The organism is Geobacter pickeringii, assembly GCF_000817955.1.
In the GTDB taxonomy this organism is placed as follows: Bacteria; Desulfobacterota; Desulfuromonadia; order Geobacterales; family Geobacteraceae; genus Geobacter; species Geobacter pickeringii.
The window spans coordinates 1,916,663-1,932,316 of the sequence record NZ_CP009788.1; the positions used below are offsets into that span (position 1 = coordinate 1,916,663).

At 58.3% G+C, this 15,654-nt stretch carries 13 protein-coding genes and 1 pseudogene; 5 read left to right on the forward strand and 9 right to left on the reverse strand.

The features are described from left to right. Positions 1-9: 9 nt before the first annotated feature. Both tatC and rnr read right to left on the reverse strand, forming a co-directional pair. Positions 10-867, reverse strand: coding sequence for a twin-arginine translocase subunit TatC (gene tatC / locus GPICK_RS08635; RefSeq protein WP_039742264.1), 858 nt, complete (start codon positions 865-867; stop codon positions 10-12). A 71-nt stretch (positions 868-938) separates the two neighbouring features. Then, positions 939-3,212: a ribonuclease R gene (gene rnr / locus GPICK_RS08640; protein WP_039742266.1), complete on the reverse strand. Its 2,274-nt coding sequence runs from the start codon at positions 3,210-3,212 to the stop codon at positions 939-941. A 260-nt stretch (positions 3,213-3,472) separates the two neighbouring features. On the opposite strand from rnr, the gene GPICK_RS08645 reads away from it, so the two are divergent. From GPICK_RS08645 to GPICK_RS08665, 5 genes are all read left to right on the forward strand, one after another. Continuing rightward, positions 3,473-5,653 (forward strand): transglycosylase SLT domain-containing protein, encoded by a 2,181-nt coding sequence (locus tag GPICK_RS08645; RefSeq protein WP_052263366.1) that lies wholly within the window; start codon positions 3,473-3,475, stop codon positions 5,651-5,653. A gap of 103 nt (positions 5,654-5,756) precedes the next feature. After that, positions 5,757-6,188, forward strand: a complete 432-nt coding sequence (locus GPICK_RS08650) for a MarR family winged helix-turn-helix transcriptional regulator (protein WP_039742269.1) — start codon at positions 5,757-5,759, stop codon at positions 6,186-6,188. Then, the gene (locus GPICK_RS08655; RefSeq protein WP_039742272.1) at positions 6,185-7,456 is read left to right on the forward strand and encodes a TolC family protein; all 1,272 of its coding nucleotides are present in this window, start codon (positions 6,185-6,187) and stop codon (positions 7,454-7,456) included. The genes GPICK_RS08650 and GPICK_RS08655 overlap by 4 nt, the downstream gene beginning before the upstream one ends. Positions 7,457-7,542: 86 nt before the next feature. Further along, positions 7,543-8,553 carry an HlyD family secretion protein gene (locus GPICK_RS08660; RefSeq protein ID WP_236685505.1) on the forward strand — a complete coding sequence of 337 codons (1,011 nt, stop codon included), beginning with the start codon at positions 7,543-7,545 and terminating at the stop codon, positions 8,551-8,553. 25 nt (positions 8,554-8,578) lie between these two features. Beyond that, positions 8,579-10,132 carry a DHA2 family efflux MFS transporter permease subunit gene (locus GPICK_RS08665; protein WP_039742278.1) on the forward strand — a complete coding sequence of 518 codons (1,554 nt, stop codon included), beginning with the start codon at positions 8,579-8,581 and terminating at the stop codon, positions 10,130-10,132. Positions 10,133-10,160: 28 nt separating this feature from the next. Here the strand turns inward: GPICK_RS08665 and GPICK_RS08670 are convergent, their stop codons facing one another. From GPICK_RS08670 to GPICK_RS08700, 7 genes and pseudogenes are all read right to left on the reverse strand, one after another. After that, the gene (locus tag GPICK_RS08670; RefSeq protein ID WP_039742281.1) at positions 10,161-10,799 is read right to left on the reverse strand and encodes a TPM domain-containing protein; all 639 of its coding nucleotides are present in this window, start codon (positions 10,797-10,799) and stop codon (positions 10,161-10,163) included. Between the two features lie 21 nt (positions 10,800-10,820). Then, on the reverse strand, positions 10,821-11,684 hold the full coding sequence (locus GPICK_RS08675; protein WP_039742284.1) for a TPM domain-containing protein: 864 nt from the start codon (positions 11,682-11,684) through the stop codon (positions 10,821-10,823). Positions 11,685-11,690: 6 nt separating this feature from the next. After that, positions 11,691-12,275: a LemA family protein gene (locus tag GPICK_RS08680; RefSeq protein WP_039742287.1), complete on the reverse strand. Its 585-nt coding sequence runs from the start codon at positions 12,273-12,275 to the stop codon at positions 11,691-11,693. 115 nt (positions 12,276-12,390) lie between these two features. Further along, entirely contained in the window at positions 12,391-13,161 is a 771-nt protein-coding gene (locus GPICK_RS08685; protein ID WP_236685506.1) for an RNA methyltransferase, read from the reverse strand. Next, a pseudogene (locus tag GPICK_RS08690) lies at positions 13,158-13,783 on the reverse strand (DedA family protein). The gene GPICK_RS08685 and the pseudogene GPICK_RS08690 overlap by 4 nt, the downstream one beginning before the upstream one ends. 94 nt (positions 13,784-13,877) lie before the next feature. Continuing rightward, a complete protein-coding gene (locus GPICK_RS08695; RefSeq protein ID WP_039742289.1) occupies positions 13,878-14,615 on the reverse strand; it encodes a hypothetical protein in 738 nt (245 codons plus the stop codon). A 33-nt stretch (positions 14,616-14,648) separates the two neighbouring features. Beyond that, positions 14,649-15,605 (reverse strand): GTPase-activating protein, encoded by a 957-nt coding sequence (locus GPICK_RS08700; protein ID WP_039742291.1) that lies wholly within the window; start codon positions 15,603-15,605, stop codon positions 14,649-14,651. Positions 15,606-15,654: the final 49 nt, after the last annotated feature.

The following is a 15,654-nucleotide window of genomic DNA, read 5'->3' on the forward strand; positions in this document are numbered from 1 at the left end:
GCCGGTCGGTTACTCTGCCCCCCCGGCGCTCTCCGCGGCCGGCACCGCCTTCTTCTTACCGAAGATAAGCACCAGCCAGACGCTGATCTCATACATCAGGTAAAGCGGAGCCATGATGACGAACATGGTGATGAGATCGGCGTGGAAGGCGGCGACAACGGAGCTCGCCAGCAGGGCGTAGCGGCGGTTCCGGGCGAGGAAGGAGTAGGTCACGATCCCGAAGCGCGACAGCAGCAGCATCAGGATCGGCAGTTCGAAGATCAGGCCGAACATCAGGATGAGCCGCAGGCAGAAGTTGATGTATGCGCTCATGTTGAACCAGCTGCGCAGCCCCTCGGCCTCGTAGGAAAGCGAAAAGTTGATGATGACCGGCCAGATGATGACCAGGAAGAAGAGTGCGCCGACGCAGAAACTGACGGTGCTCACCGACACGAACGGAATCACCATCCGGCGTTCCTTGCGTGTGAGCCCCGGGGCGATGAAGAGCCAGATCTGGTAGAAGACGATCGGCAGCGCCAGGATGAAGCCGGCAATGATGGAAATCTTGCACTGGACGAAGAACGGTTCGAGGGGGGCGCTGTAATTGAGCATCCGCTCTTTCGGCGCCTGCTTGACATCCTTATCGAGCTCGAACTGCCGGTAGACCGCGGGATAGCGCTTGCCGATCTCGTCATAGGCCCGTTTTTTAATATCGGTCAGGTAGGTCTGGCCGGTCAACGGCTTCGTGACAAAATTAAGGATGCGGCCGGAAAGGTTCCAGGCGAGCCCCATCCCGATGACGACCGCGATGACGATTACGATAAGCCTCTTGCGAAGTTCGGTGAGGTGCTCGAGAAACGGCTGGACCGTCTGGGTTTCTTCAGTCATTCACATTCCTTTTGCGTCTGGTCTAAATCCTTATGACAGTAGCACAGCCCCGCGAAGGTGCGCAACCTCTTTCACCGGCGCCGTCTACCGCGCCCGCCCCCTTTCGGTGCACCTTTACGCCCGTCAGCCCCATCCGATTTCCTGCGCTCGGCAAATCCTTTTGGCAGCTTTCCCCTGATCGGCACACGCGTGAACTCATCGGCCGCCTCGCTGCGCTTCCGGACCTCGTGAAGCCCCGCCAGCACAAACTCGACCTGCTTCCGCTCCAGGCTGGCCCCGGCGACGGTGACCCGGACGCGATCGCCGATCCGGTACATCTCCCGGCTCCGTTCCCCCACCAGGGCATGCTGCTTCTCGACGTAGCGGTAAAAGTCGTCCCCCATGGTCGACACGTGAACCATCCCTTCCACGAAGAGATCCACAAGCTCTACGAAAAAACCGTAGGAGGAGACGCCGGTAATGTATCCGTCGAAGGTCTCGCCAATCCGCTCCCGCATGAACTGAACCTTCTTCAGGGCAACGATTTCCCGCTCCGCCTCCATCGCCACCCGCTCCCGCCGGCTCGTCTGCTCGGCCGTTTCGGGGAGGGTCGACTCAAGGCGCTCGACATCCTTCTCCGTCAGCTTTCCCGCCAGCACCCCCTTGAGTATCCGATGGACAACCAGGTCGGGATAGCGGCGAATGGGAGAGGTGAAATGGGTATAGCAGCGGGCGGCAAGGCCGAAGTGGCCGAGGTTCTCATGACTGTAGCGTGCCTGTTTCATGCAGCGCAGCAGCACCTCATTGATCATCCGCTCCTCGGGTTTCCCCTCGGCCTCGTCGATGAGCCGCTGGAGTTCCGCCGGATCGACCTTTCCTTCATCCAGCCGGAAATGAAAGCCGAAATTGAAGATAAACTGCTGGAAATCTGCAAGCTTGACCGGATCGGGTGGCTCGTGGACACGGTACAGCGAAGGGATCTGCCGTGATTCGATATGTGATGCCACCGCCTCGTTAGCAGCCAGCATGAACTCTTCGATGATGCGATGGGCAAGGTTTCGCTCCGCCCTGACAATCGCCTCGGTATGCCCCTGGAGATCGAGCACGATCTGGGGCTCGGGAAGATCGAAGTCGATGCTGCCGCGCTTGCGCCGCTTGGCCATAAGCCGCTCGGCAAGCTCCTTCATCACGGTGAGGTCCGCCACAAGGTGGCTGTTGGCCTCGATCGTTTCGGGATCCGCATCAACGAGGATCTTGCGCACGGTGGTGTATGTCAGACGTGCCGCACTCTTGATGAGGCTCGGATAGAACGATGCCTCCTTGAGCGTGCCAGCCCGCGTGAACAGCATCTCGGCGGTGAGGGTGAGGCGCTCGACCCGGGGATTCAGGGAGCAGATGCCGTTGGAGAGTTCCTCCGGAAGCATCGGGATGCAGCGGTCGGGAAAGTACACCGATGTCCCCCGCTGGTACGCCTCACGGTCCAGCGGCGAACCGGGGCGAACGTAGTGCGACACGTCGGCGATGGAGACCCAGAGGCGAATGTTGCCTGCCTGCTCCTTCCGGACCGAGACGGCGTCATCGAAATCGCGGGCGGTCTCGCCGTCGATCGTTACCGTGAGGTGCTTTCTGAGGTCGATGCGTTTGCGGACCTCTCCTTCACCCACCTCCTGCGGAACGGCACGGGCTTCGGCAAGAACATCGGGAGGAAACTCGAAGGGGAGCTCGTACTTGGCCACAATGGTCCGCACTTCGACTTCCGGGTCATCGGGATTGCCGAGGACCTCGATGATTTTCCCCTCGGCCTTCGTGCGCTCGGAAGGATACGCCGTGATTTCGGCCGTCACCACCTGCCCGCTGCGGGCCCCGCTCGACCACTTCTGGGGGATGACGATCTCGTGGGAGATGCGGGTTTCATCCGGAATAAGAACCCCCCCCCCTTTTAGTGCCTCGAACCGGCCCACAATCTTCTTGACGCCCCGTTCAATCGTTCGGACGATCCGCCCCTCTTTCTTTCCGCCCCCCTTCACGAGCTCGACACGGACCTCCACCAGATCGCCGTGCATGTTTCCCCGAAGCGAGCGGGCCGGAATATAGACGTCATCCCCTCCCCCCTCGGGAGTAACAAAACCGTATCCGTCACGGTGGCACGAAAGACGGCCAGTAACGAGGTTCTGTGCATCGGCAAGCCCGTATTGGTTCCCCCTGAGCTTCACCAGCGCCCCGTCGGACACCAGGCGGTCCACGAACTCCTTGAAATTCAGGCGGTGCGCTTTTGAAACGCCGAAAGCCTGCATCAACTCCCGAAACGCTACCGTCCCACCCTGTTCGCGGATGAACCGCACCACTGTTTCACGCTTTTGTTTCATCTCATGATTCCTTTGTCGGCAAAGGTCCAAACCGGGCTACTATGCATAGTTTGTCAGGTCATTGTCAATCAGTATACCGCAGCGGATCGCGCCAAAAACCCTTTGATTTTTGTCGCAGATTGCGGTTACTATTCTCCCTGTCAATTGCCGGCCGGCGGGGATGGGCCGGCATTTTGCTGTCTGCTCTTTACCCCGCGCAGCCCCGAATCGTCACCGTCGTCTCCGAAAACTCCCGAACTACCCGTAAGGATTTGCCTGCCATGCTGTCACGAACCTTTCTCGCTCTCATTCTCGTACTTACCCTTGCCGTTTCAGCCTCGTCGCAGAATCTCCTCACCCTCTCCGACTCTTCACTGCGCAGGGCGGCCCAGCAGCTCAAGGTAAAAGAGTATCGCGGCGCCTGGACCACCGCCCTGTCCGCGCCGGAATCGCCGGAGCGAAGCTTTATGGCGGGAACTGCCGCCCTCAGGCTTGAGCAGTGGACCGATGCCGCCGAACTTCTCGGTCGTGCAGCCAAGGACCTGCCGCTTCTGGCCGATTATGCCCTTGTCGGACAGGCTGAAGCACTCAAGGCCACGGCCCGCTACGACGAAGCTCTCGGCGCGGTGAACAGACTCATTGCCGCCTGGCCCGAAAGCCCCGTCATTCGCAGGGGGCGGTTACTGCAGGCAGACATTCTCTTCGCTCGCAACAACTTCCGCGAGGCGCTGGACGCCTATGTGCGGTTCATAGAAAGCTACCCGTCAGGAGTCGATTCGCTCACCGCGACTTATCAGGCCGCCCTCTGCCGGGAGGGACTCGGGGATGATGCCCGGGCGGTGCAGGAATTCAGGAATCTCTGGATTACCTATCCCGCATCCTCCGTGGCCGAAAAGGCAGAGGAAAGCCTCAAACGGATCGCCCGCAAGGGGATCGCCGTGGAACCTTACAGCGCCGACGACCTCTTCCGCCGCGGTTGCACCCTCTACAATCTCGGCAAATATGAGCAGGCGCTCAAGGCGTTCGACGCCATTTCGCTCTCGGGACAATCTGCCGATTTCACTCTCAAGACAACGTTCAAATCCGGTCAGTCGCTATTCAAGGCCAGACACTACAGAGACGCTGCGCGGATATTCGCCTCCCTGCTCGACCGCGAACTCAAGCCGGTGCTGGCGGACGACGTCCGGTTCTGGCTTGCCCGGACACTGGACAAATGTGGCAAGGAAGACGAGGCTGTTGCCACCTTCCTGGCAATCCCTGCCAAATCCTCTTCTTCAGAACTTGCCGACGACGCGCTCCTGGAGGCCGCCTTCGTCCGCAAGTTCCAGGGGCGCTACCGGGAACAACTCCCCCTGCTCGAGAAGATTCTCGCCACAAGCTCCGACCCGAAGCTGACTCGCCGTGCTGCATGGGAGGCGGCATGGGCGCGTTACAATCAGGGAGATTTCAAGGGAGCCGCAGAAGGGTTCAAGTCGCTGTTGCCGGCAGCGGATTATCGCGTGAGGGCCCTCTATTGGCATGGCCGCGCCCTCGAATCAGCCGGGGACAGAGAGGGTGCGTCCCGTATCTTTGCCACCCTCGCCGACGAGGAGCCATTATCCTTCTACACCTCATTGTTTCGGAAACATGATGATGGTGCATCCTCCGTCTCTCTCCAAGAGGACATCACCCTGCACCTGCCGATTCCCCTTGGCTTCGAGCGGGTCAAGACCCTCATCTCGTTTGGCCTGCACGATGAAGCGCGCAGGGAACTCGCCGCGAACAGGAAAAATGGGACTGGAAAGAAAAAATCCACCCTCGCTTTAGCCCGTCTCTACCTTGAAATGGATGACTACGCCTCGGCGGCGGCCCTTGTCCGGTCCGATCCCCCCCGCAGGATCACTGCCGATTCCCTCGTTCAGTGGGGACTCCTCTATCCCCGCGCCTTCCGCGACGCCGTGACGGAACGTGCCGCGAGCCTCGGCGTCCCGGAAGAACTCGTTTTTTCACTCATGAAAGCCGAAAGCGGTTTCGCCCCCGGCGTCGTTTCGCCCGTCGGAGCCGTCGGCCTCATGCAGCTTATGCCCACCACTGCCAAGACACTCGTTGCCAACGGGGCCAAAAACGGAATCGCCGCCCGCCTCGTCGAGCCCGACTTCAATATTTCCCTTGGCGTCCGTCACCTGCGAGACCTGCTCAAACAGTACAACGGCAACATCGTTTCCGCAGTCGCCGCCTACAATGCCGGGTCCAACGCGGTGGACCGCTGGCGCAAATCTCTCACCTACCGCAGTGAAGACGAATTCATCGAGAACATCCCCTATTACGAGACCCGCGAATACGTGAAAAAGGTGCTTGCCGGCAGTGCATTGTATCGCCGCCTCTATCGCCCGCAGGTCGCCCCTCCCGCAGCCAATGCACCGTCCCCTCAGGATTTCGTCCAAACGGGACGGGACGAACCCGACGCACCCCCAGCCAACTGATTGCCCATTCACCATCTCCCGGTTGGATTGCGTTTCTATACATTGACAGCATACTGATTATACGTATAATTATCGTTTTTCCTCATGCTGCCGGAGTCCCGTCATGTTCGACATCGAAAATAGTATCGGCTTTCTCATCGCCAAGGTCTACCAACGCGGATTCGCTCTGTTCAAGGGGGAACTCGACGCCTACGAGCTTACGCCGCCGCAATTCAGCCTCCTCGCTTTTCTCTGGCAGGAAGACGGTCTTTCCCAAACCGTATTGTCACAAAAATCGCAAATCGACCGAACAACGATCGGGGGGCTCATCGACCGGCTTGAACGCCAGGGGCTTCTGCAGCGTCTTCCCGATCCCGACGACCGACGGGCACATCGAATCTGCCTGACCCCGCGGGGAGTCGCTCTCGAACGTGAACTCTGCGCCATTGCCGGCCAGGTCACCGAAAAATTTTTCGCTCCACTCAGCGAGGTGGAGAAAAAAAGCCTTTTTGCCATTCTCAAGAAGTTACGCACCCCCCAGGAGAGTACCCGATGAACAGATCACGTCGACTGATCATGCTGCTCGCACTCCTTGTCCCGGTATCGGCCAAGGCGGAATCCACGTCTCTCGAGGAATGCCTTCGTCTCGCCTTGTCGGCCAACTATGCACTCGCGGTCACGGGTCATGATCGCCAGATCGCGGAGGAAGGCGTCGTTCGGGCAAAAAGCGGATATCTTCCCCGCCTCGATCTTCAGGGAGGATATACCGTGCAGGCGAAACCCCAGGCGGTCCAGATTCAGAATTTCAGTGCAGAAACACAAGATGCGAACTTCGGATTTCTGAGCGTCTCCGCCACGCAGACCATCTATGACTTTGGCCGCACCGCATCCCGCGCCCGCCGTGCCTCCCTCCTGCAGGAAGCGACCTCCCGGGATTATGAGGCCCGCGAAAAAGAGGTTTATCTCCAAGTCGTGGAAGCCTATTACGGAATCCTGGAGGCAAGGAAGCTCCTGGCCGCCGCCGAGGAAGAAGTCGTGCAACGCACCGACCATCTCCGCATCGCGAAAAACCTTTACGAACAAGGGGTTGTTACCCGCAACGATCTTCTCCAGGCAGAGGTGAAGCTGGCCGACAGCCGCCAGCAAAGGCTCGGCGCAGCAAACCGCGTCGAAAATCGATGGCTGACCCTCGACTATCTGACCGGTCGCCCCCTCTCCTTCCGTGCCGATCTTTCCGAAGCCTCCACTGCCGCTCAGCTCCCGGCGCCGGAAGATGCCGAACGGCGGGCAGTGGCAAACCGGCCGGAACTCGCCGCCCTCGCCCGGTCGGTCGAAGCGGGAGAGGCGGAGGTTGTCGAGGCCCGCAGTGCCTTCTATCCCGAACTGTACGTCAAGGCAGGGATCGATTACGTGGAGAACAGCAAGGTGCGGGAGCAGACGATCTATTCCGCTACGGCGGGAGTCAAGATTAACCTTTTCGACGGCTTTGCCTCAACTGCGCGGCGTCGAGAGGCGGTGGAAAGCATGATGAAGCAGCGTGACAGCCTCCGGCAACTGAGGGAGCAGATTCGGGTTGAACTGCGCACGGCGCTGAACGATGCGCGGGTGGCGGCGGATCGTATCGCGACCGTCGAGCAGGCAATCCGGCAGGGGGAAGAGAACCTCCGCATCAACCGGGACCGCTATCAGGAGCAGGTGGGGACCGCCACCGACGTGCTTGACGCCCAGACGCTCCTCACCCAGATCAAGACCGATTTCTACCGGGCGATCTATGACAGCCAGGTGGCAACTGCTCGCGTCAGAAAAGCTATGGGAGAACTTTAAAAATGGCCACCGAAGAGACTGAAAAACAAGAAACATCCTCTGCGTCTCCAAAGACGGCCAGACCTCAGGGACGGAAACGGGCAGGAGTGATTCTCCTCGCAGTCCTGATCGTCGCAGCGGTCATCGGCGGACGCTGGTTCGTCCGCAGCCAGACCCATATCTCGACCGATAACGCCTTTATCGAGGCGCACGTCCACTCGGTTTCGGCACGTGTACCCGGAACCGTTGTCGCCGTACACGTCGACGATAACCAGCCGGTGAAAAAAGACCAGCTTCTCGCGGAGCTTGATCCGACCGATTACGATGTCAGGGTGAAGGATGCCGCAGCGGCTCTCGACATGGCAAAAAACGAGACGAGCAGCGATTACGCCGCCGTGGAAGTGGCGCGGGCCGCCGCCAGCGATGCCCGCGCTCGGCTGGAACAGGCCGACATTGACCTGAAGCGCGGCAGCGCTCTCTATGGCAAGGAAGTGATTCCAAAGGATCAGCTCGACAGACTCTCCACGTCCCGCCGCATTGCTGCGGCCCAGTTGAAAGAAGCAGAAGAGAAGGTCCGCAAGGCACAGGCGGAGTTGGGGCTTTCCGGAAGCGGCGGTCGTGAGGCGCGGGTGGCACAGCGTGAAGCAAAGCTTAAGGAAACCATCAACAACCGTGCGTACACAAAGGTTTATGCCCCCGCGGACGGGTACGTGACCCGTAAATCGGTCGAGATCGGGAACACGGTTCAGGCCGGCCAACCGCTCATGGCGGTAGTGACGCTGGACGACATCTGGATTACGGCCAACTACAAGGAGAGCCAGATCACCCACATGAAGACGGGACAGAAAGCCGACTTCACCGTCGACAGTTATCCGGGGTACACCTTCACAGGAAGCGTGGAAAGCATCATGGCGGGGACCGGTGCCGCGTTCTCCCTCCTGCCGCCCGAAAACGCCACGGGGAATTACGTGAAGGTCGTTCAGCGGATACCGGTGAAAATTGCCATCGACAGGAAGAGCGACCCCCAGCACCTTCTGCGGGTCGGCATGAGCGTCGTGCCGACGGTGGCGGTGGAACGTCGTGCCGGCGACGTGCTCCGGTCGCTCTGGCCGTTCTAGCGGTTGGCGTCAGGGAGACCTTTGAATGAACGCGCCGGCCAAAGTCGTCAATAAATGGCTCATCACCATAACGGTGATGCTCCCCACGATCATGGAGATCGTCGACACTTCCGTTGCGAACGTGGCACTTCCCCACATGCAGGGAAGCCTTAACGCCGGTACCGATGAAGTCACGTGGGTACTCACCTCATACCTGGTCAGCAACGCCGTGGTATTGCCGATGACCGGCTGGCTCTCCCGCATCTTCGGCCGCAAGCGCTTTCTCATCACCTGCATCACCCTCTTCACGTTCGCCTCGTTGCTCTGCGGAGCCGCCCCCAATCTGGCAACACTGATCCTCTTCCGGGTGATCCAGGGAGCAGCCGGCGGGGCCCTCATCCCGAGCAGCCAGGCGATCCTCCTGGAGACCTTCCCCCCCCACGAGCGGGGGATGGCCAATGCCATTTTCGGCATCGGAGCCATGTTCGGACCGATCATCGGGCCGGCTCTCGGCGGATGGATCACCGACAATCTGAGCTGGCGCTGGATTTTCTACATCAACATCCCCATTGGCATCGTCGCCGTTATTATGGCGACGTACTTCATCTTCGACCCCCCGTATCTTCGCCGCGCTCAAGCCTCCATTGACTGGTGGGGACTCGCCCTCCTCACCGTGGGACTCGGCGCACTCCAGATCGTTCTCGACAAGGGCCAGCAGGACGACTGGTTCAACTCCTCATTCATCATCGGCTGCACGGTTCTCTCGGCCCTGGCGCTCGCTTCCCTGGTCTATGTGGAACTGAAGCACGAACACCCGATCATCAATCTCAGGCTGTTCCAGGACATTTCGTTTTCCGCCGGCAATTTCGTGATGTTCATGGTCGGATTCTGCCTTTACAGCTCCATCATGCTCATCCCGCTCTTTCTTCAGACACTGATGGGATATGATGCGACACTGGCCGGAATGGTCCTCGCCCCGGGGGGGATTGCCACACTGATCACTATGCCGTTTGTGGGGGCGGTAATCTCGAAGTACGACGGTCGGAAGGTGGTGCTGGGGGGGCTTCTGATCAGCGCCACATCGATGTTCATGATGCAGCGATTTACGCTGGAGGCGTCCTACTGGAACTTCGCCTGGCCGCGGATTATCCTCGGCGTCGGGCTCGCGATGCTCTTTGTCCCTCTCACCACCGTGACCCTCGCATCGATCCCGCGGGAAGAAATGGGGAATGCTACCGGAATGTTCAATCTGCTGCGAAACATCGGAGGGAGCGTCGGCATTGCCGCAGCCGCCACTCTTCTATCCCGTTTTGCGCAGTTTTACCAGAACGTCCTTATCAGCAACGTAACGCAGTTCAATCCAGTGGCACGGCAGACAATCGGGACATGGAAACAGGCACTGATGGCGCGCGGCATCGACGGCGCCAGTGCGGAAACAAAGAGCCTGGCAGCCCTTTACGGCATTGTGCAGCGTCAGGCGGGAATGCTGGCCTACAATCGCATATTCTGGATCGTGGGACTGACGTTCCTCGGGGTAATGCCGTTACTTCTCCTCCTGAGGAAGCCAAAACTCGGCGCTGGACCGGCAGGAATGCACTGAAGGACGGCCCGAACGGCCTACAGACACGTCAGCCGTCCTGGGTAAGCAAATCGTTTGGGAGCTCGTCCGTATCATCGGCCGCACGGGGGAAATGCCGCGAAAGCTCGGCTCCGCAGGCTGCGATGGCGCGGCAAAGAGCTGCTCCCCCCTCCCCTTCCCGAAGTCCCTTCGTGAGCGTTACCGCTATCTCGTTCCAGAAATGGGGCGCGATCTTTTCATTGATCCCGCGGTCACCGAGAATCCACACCTTTCGCTCCAGGAGAGAAATAAAAATCAGGATGCCGGTTGCCCCCCGGGTCCGATAGAGCCCCTTTTCATAAAAAGCCCGGACTGCGCGTTCTCTGACGGCTTCATGGAGACGGCGACGACCGACAAAAGAGAGCTTCAGGCGTGGAACCGACCGGAACAGGAGCCGGCACGGAAAATAGAGCATGAAAACCATGGGAATATACGACCAGATCGTAACATGATGCATCGCAACGGCAATCACGATCGCCACGAATCCGGCCAGAAGCGTCGCTCCCAGGGTCTCTGACTCGCGATACGTGTCACTCGAATCGACGACCATGGTGACGATCTCACCGGCAGTTGCCGTCTCGGCCGCGGCCACCGCCTGCCGGATCTGTTCCCCCTCCGCGGGTGTGAAAAAGGTATCTGCCCGTTGCACGTCCCGTCCTTTGTCCCCAGCCTACCAGTCGCCCGAAGCGCCGCCACCGCCGAAATCGCCGCCGCCGCCAGAAAACCCTCCGCCCCCCGACGACCACCCGCCGCCGAATCCTCCCCCGAAAGGAGGCCCTCCCCAGAACATTCCGCCGCCCCTCCCGCCACCGCCAAAAAGCGCCACGATGATGAGGCCGAGCAGGAAGCCCGCCACCGCCAGCCCCGCAAGGACGACCAGACCGAGGCCAGGAAAGGTGAGGAGCACTACGACCGGCAGACCGACAGATCCCGCCAGCGCGCCGAGCGGACGGGAAATCGCTCCGAAGAAAACACAGGCGACCCCGAGAAAAATCAGCAGACCAATGAGCGGAGGGGCACTCTTCCTGCCATGCCGCAGATCCCGGGGGGCAGCGGCATACTCGCCCCGGACCGTGGCCATGATCGCCGACACGCCGACGGTCACCCCGCCATCGAAGTCCCCCTGCTTGAACCGTGGCGCAATATCACCTCTGATGATCCGCCCCGAAACAAGGTCGGTCAGTTTCCCCTCAAGCCCCCGCCCCACCTCGATCCGGACCTTGCGCTCGGCCTTGGCGACAAGCAGGATGGCACCGTTGTCTTTTCCCTGTTGCCCAATCTTCCACGCCTCGGCCACTCGAATCGAGAATCCCTCCAGGTCATCTCCTTCGAGCGAAGGGATGGTGAGAACCACGATTTGAGTGGAATCACTTCGCTCGAATGCCTCAAGTGCCTGTTGGAGCCGTTGCGCGGCACCGTCGGAGATCATGCCGGCATAATCGTTGACGTACCCTCTTAGCGGGGGGACATCGCGCGCCAGCACAACGGCAGGAAGCAGGCAGAGCAGCAGTATCGAAAGAATAATCCTCTTCATTGAGTGCTAGAATTTCACCTTGGGTGCGCTCTTCGCCCCTTCCTCCGCCTTGAACGGCTCTTTGCGGGTCAGGTGAAGCAGAAGCGAGTTGGTGAGGCTGTTCGGGAAGGTCCGAATACCGGTGTTGAAATCCTGTACCGACCGGTTGTATCGGGTGCGGGCCACGTTGATGCGGTTCTCCGTCCCTTCGAGCTGGTTTTGCAGGTCCATGAAGTTCTGGTTCGCTTTCAGGTCGGGATAACGTTCGACCACGACCATCAGGCGGGACAGTGCACCGGAAAGCTCTCCCTGAGCCTGCTGAAACTTGGCAAAGGTCTCAGGATTGCCGAGCATATCCTTGCTCACCTGCATCGACCCGACCTTCGACCGGGCTTCGGTTACCGCCTTGAGGGTATCCGCTTCGTGCTTGGCATACCCTTTCACCACCTCCACGAGGTTCGGAATCAGGTCGGCCCGACGCTGATAGGCAGCTTCAACGTCGCCCCATGCCGCGAAGACCGCCTCTTCCTTGGCCTGCATGACATTGTATCCGCACCCCGTGAGTCCCGAGAGAGCAATTGCCGCCAGGAGCAGCCAAACGATCCGCTTCATAGTTCCTCCGTTTTGTTGATATTGTCTAAAGCATAATCATGGACCGGCAACTTGTCACCCTCCCGATGGCAGAATTTCATGACACGGGGCTCCCGTTGCAGGCAATCCTCATTACTCATCGTCCCTTCTTGCCCCTGAATTGATCGGTTGCCCAATCGATCTGTGTCATCATCCCCCGCAAAACGACTACCTCGCGTCCGTCCAGTTCAGCACGGGAAAAGATGCGCCGCATGCTCCTCATTATATGTGCCGGATTCTGGGGATTGAGAAAGCCGATCCGCATGAGAGTATGTTCCATCTGCCCAAAGAGCGATTCCAGTTCAGACGAACCGGCAAGGCCTCGCTCCTCTCCTTCCGGAAGACTCTCGCCAAGCTCCTTGAAGAGTTCATAGCAGAAAATCAGCACTGCCTGGGCCAGATTCAGGGAACCGTATTCGTTCGAAGTGGGGATGGTGGCATGCCATCGGCAGAGGGAGAGTTCATCGGTGGAAAGGCCATTATCCTCTCTGCCGAACACAAAGGCAGCCCTGTTGGCAGAAAGGTTTGCGGCGATTTTTGCAACAATTTCCGTTGGCGAAAAAATCTCCTGTCGGTACTTCCCGTGTCGCCTGGTTGTGGCAACCGACAGTTCGGTGTCCGCAAGCGCCTCCTGAAGCGTAGAAAATACCCGGGCGCCCTCGAGCAGATCTTTTGCCGACACCGCAAACTTGAGCGCCTCCGGATGATCAAGGCAACACCCTTTGACAATGCGGAGCTCACGCAGCCCCATGTTTTTCATTGCCCGGCAGACCATCCCGACATTGCCGGGACTTTGCGGTTCGACCAGGACCACCGAAATTTGTTCCTTAATATGGGCGACTGTTGCCCGTTCCTCACTCCTGTTCACCGTTCCTCCCTCAATTTACGCGCCTCCTTCATCCGCCGAAGCCTCTGACGTGCCGGCCTGCGCCTCAGCCGCGCATGGACAAAATGGAGAAGCCACATGCAGAATATGAGCCCTGCAAGGACAACGAGCAGATGTACTTCATATCTGCCAACATCATCCACGAAAAGAGATGCACTCTTGCCGAAAACGTACCCAGCCAGCGAAAAGGCAATGGCCCAGACAAGAGCACTGCAGACGTTCAGCCAGAGGAAGCGGACGGCCGGGAACGTCGTCATGCCGAGGATAATGGGCAGTATGATGCGAAAGCCGTAGGTATAGCGGGAAACAAAGGCCACAAACGTGCCGTAACGCTCAATCAGCCGCAGCGCCTTGCGAAACTTTCTTGCTATCAGAGTAAAGGCCTTGAGGAGCCACTTGCCTTGCCATCGTCCCAGGTAAAAATAGAACTGGTCTCCGAGGAAAGCCCCCCCGCGGCGGTGACAATCACGCCGGGGAGGCTCAGATACCCCTCGAATGCGAGAAACCCGGCCAGGATCAGACCAGCTTCCCCTTCCATGAACGTCCAGAGGAAGAGTACCCAGTAGCCATGATTTTCGAGATATTGCCTGAACAGATGCTCCACGCAGCCTCCGCTCCTTATGCACGGACTGGGAACAGCGCCGAAATAAGAAAAGGGCCTTGCAGCCCTTTTCTTGAAAGTATATCGCGATGCCGCCTCAACGGAGGAGTTTCACCAGGTATATGAACGTCCCCCCCACCGTGAAGCCCGAAAGAAGCCCGGCGATGTCATGCACAAGCACCGAAAAATCTCTCCGCCCCATGAACTGTTCCGGGACGCTGGCGCCAAGGTTCTGCATGATAAGCTTCCAGTCGGCATCCCAATTGTAGACTTGGAGATAGAGTTCCGACCCCTTCCAGAGAAAAATTGCAATAAAAACAATCCCAAAGGCAATAAAACCTTTTGCTATGACCGAATCGCGGATCTGGAGATAGATCTTCCGTACCATGTCAAGGTTGACAAGGGAGAGAAAGACCCAGGTGGTGTTCTCTATCATGCGAATGTTCCGCAGCACGGTGTACTGCGGCTCGGGGTTGATAAAGACGAATACGGCCGACGCAATCAGCAGACCAAGGATTGTCAGGTAAACTGCCTGTTTACTCCCCCCCAGCTCCAGCGTACGACTGAAAATATAATACTCCTGGAAGCCGTGGGTCATCACCATGATCGAGATGGTGCCGATAATGTAGTGTAGCGCCTCGACCTGCGTATAGGCGGTCCAGGGGGCATCGAGAGCCTTTTCTACGACGTAGAGCTGACTCATGAAGATGAGGAAGAATCCGATCGAAATACTGGTCCAGACCCGCGCGTTGCCTATGCTGAAATAGAAACTGATACATCCAGCCAGGAACCAGAAAACTATCTGGACCAGATCAACTGTGCTGATATCCGCCATTGTCCCCCCACGTGCACATGAAAAAATTCAGGTTCAGGCTCTTGTGCGTTCTGCGATCTCATTCTTCATGGTTTCCAGCATCTCCCTGGTCTTGGACATGCTGGTCAACAGCTTGGCACCGCGCTCAATTCCGCAAAGGAATTCGACCACCAGCAAATTATCGAGAAGTATCGTACGACCTCCTCGGTCACCGAGCTCTTTCTCGACCAGTGAAGCCCCCATTTTCCCGATATAGGCTACGGCGACTTCCTTGAGGTCATCCTCAAGTTCCTTGAGCTTCTCAGCCGACTGTTTTCTGTCAACCGCTTCCGCCTCTTTTTTGATCTTATCGCGCTCCGTTGCGAATCGACTTCCCGTCGACTCCCAGAGTTTCACGATATTGACCATCTCGAGCAGATCGTAATGCATCAACTCATCAGCACTCTTCGTAGACAGGACATCGATCTTCGCTCCCGGCAGCCCGGCAATCTTCTGCGACTCGGAAGCAGACGTTTCGATGTCGGTCGAACCGTCATGGAAAAAACCGAGGGGAGCCCCTTCTTTGTAGAAAATCAAAGCGGCGCGATCATCGGTATAAATGCGAAGGCAGCCATTGAGTCGCTGAGCTTTGAGCTTCTCCAGAAGTCCCTTGATATCGATCAGCTTGAGCTCTTGACCCTGATACAGGACATTTCCGTGGATCATGGCGTGGAGACACATCGTCAGGTCCTTTGAAAGCTTGTAGACGCTGAGCGATCCTCCCCCCTCAAACACGTAGTTACATATTCCTGCAATCGCTTCGAACCCGCTGGACTTTTTTCCCTCTTGCTCGAGCATCGCACTGATTAACTTTCCGGCTTCGAAAAAAAGAACTGCAAGAGAAGAAGGAAAGGTAAATTTCAGATAGCCGGTGAAGCCGCTCCCCTTCAGTTTGTCAAACATCTCCGGAAGCTTTACTTTTGCCGCCGCGATATTCTCATACAATGGATTTCCCTTGGGAAGAAGAAACATCGGGACTCCTTGGTCAAAAGTTTTTCACAAATTAATCGATTTCTGCAGA

Excerpts from the sequence above, each read along its gene's own strand:
- tatC (WP_039742264.1), bottom strand. The coding sequence starts at position 867 with ATGACTGAAGAAACCCAGACGGTCCAGCCGTTTCTCGAGCACCTCACC.
- rnr (WP_039742266.1), bottom strand. The coding sequence starts at position 3,212 with ATGAAACAAAAGCGTGAAACAGTGGTGCGGTTCATCCGCGAACAGGGT.
- GPICK_RS08645 (WP_052263366.1), top strand. The coding sequence starts at position 3,473 with ATGCTGTCACGAACCTTTCTCGCTCTCATTCTCGTACTTACCCTTGCC.
- GPICK_RS08650 (WP_039742269.1), top strand. The coding sequence starts at position 5,757 with ATGTTCGACATCGAAAATAGTATCGGCTTTCTCATCGCCAAGGTCTAC.
- GPICK_RS08655 (WP_039742272.1), top strand. The coding sequence starts at position 6,185 with ATGAACAGATCACGTCGACTGATCATGCTGCTCGCACTCCTTGTCCCG.
- GPICK_RS08665 (WP_039742278.1), top strand. The coding sequence starts at position 8,579 with ATGAACGCGCCGGCCAAAGTCGTCAATAAATGGCTCATCACCATAACG.
- GPICK_RS08675 (WP_039742284.1), bottom strand. The coding sequence starts at position 11,684 with ATGAAGAGGATTATTCTTTCGATACTGCTGCTCTGCCTGCTTCCTGCC.
- GPICK_RS08680 (WP_039742287.1), bottom strand. The coding sequence starts at position 12,275 with ATGAAGCGGATCGTTTGGCTGCTCCTGGCGGCAATTGCTCTCTCGGGA.
- GPICK_RS08695 (WP_039742289.1), bottom strand. The coding sequence starts at position 14,615 with ATGGCGGATATCAGCACAGTTGATCTGGTCCAGATAGTTTTCTGGTTC.
- GPICK_RS08700 (WP_039742291.1), bottom strand. The coding sequence starts at position 15,605 with ATGTTTCTTCTTCCCAAGGGAAATCCATTGTATGAGAATATCGCGGCG.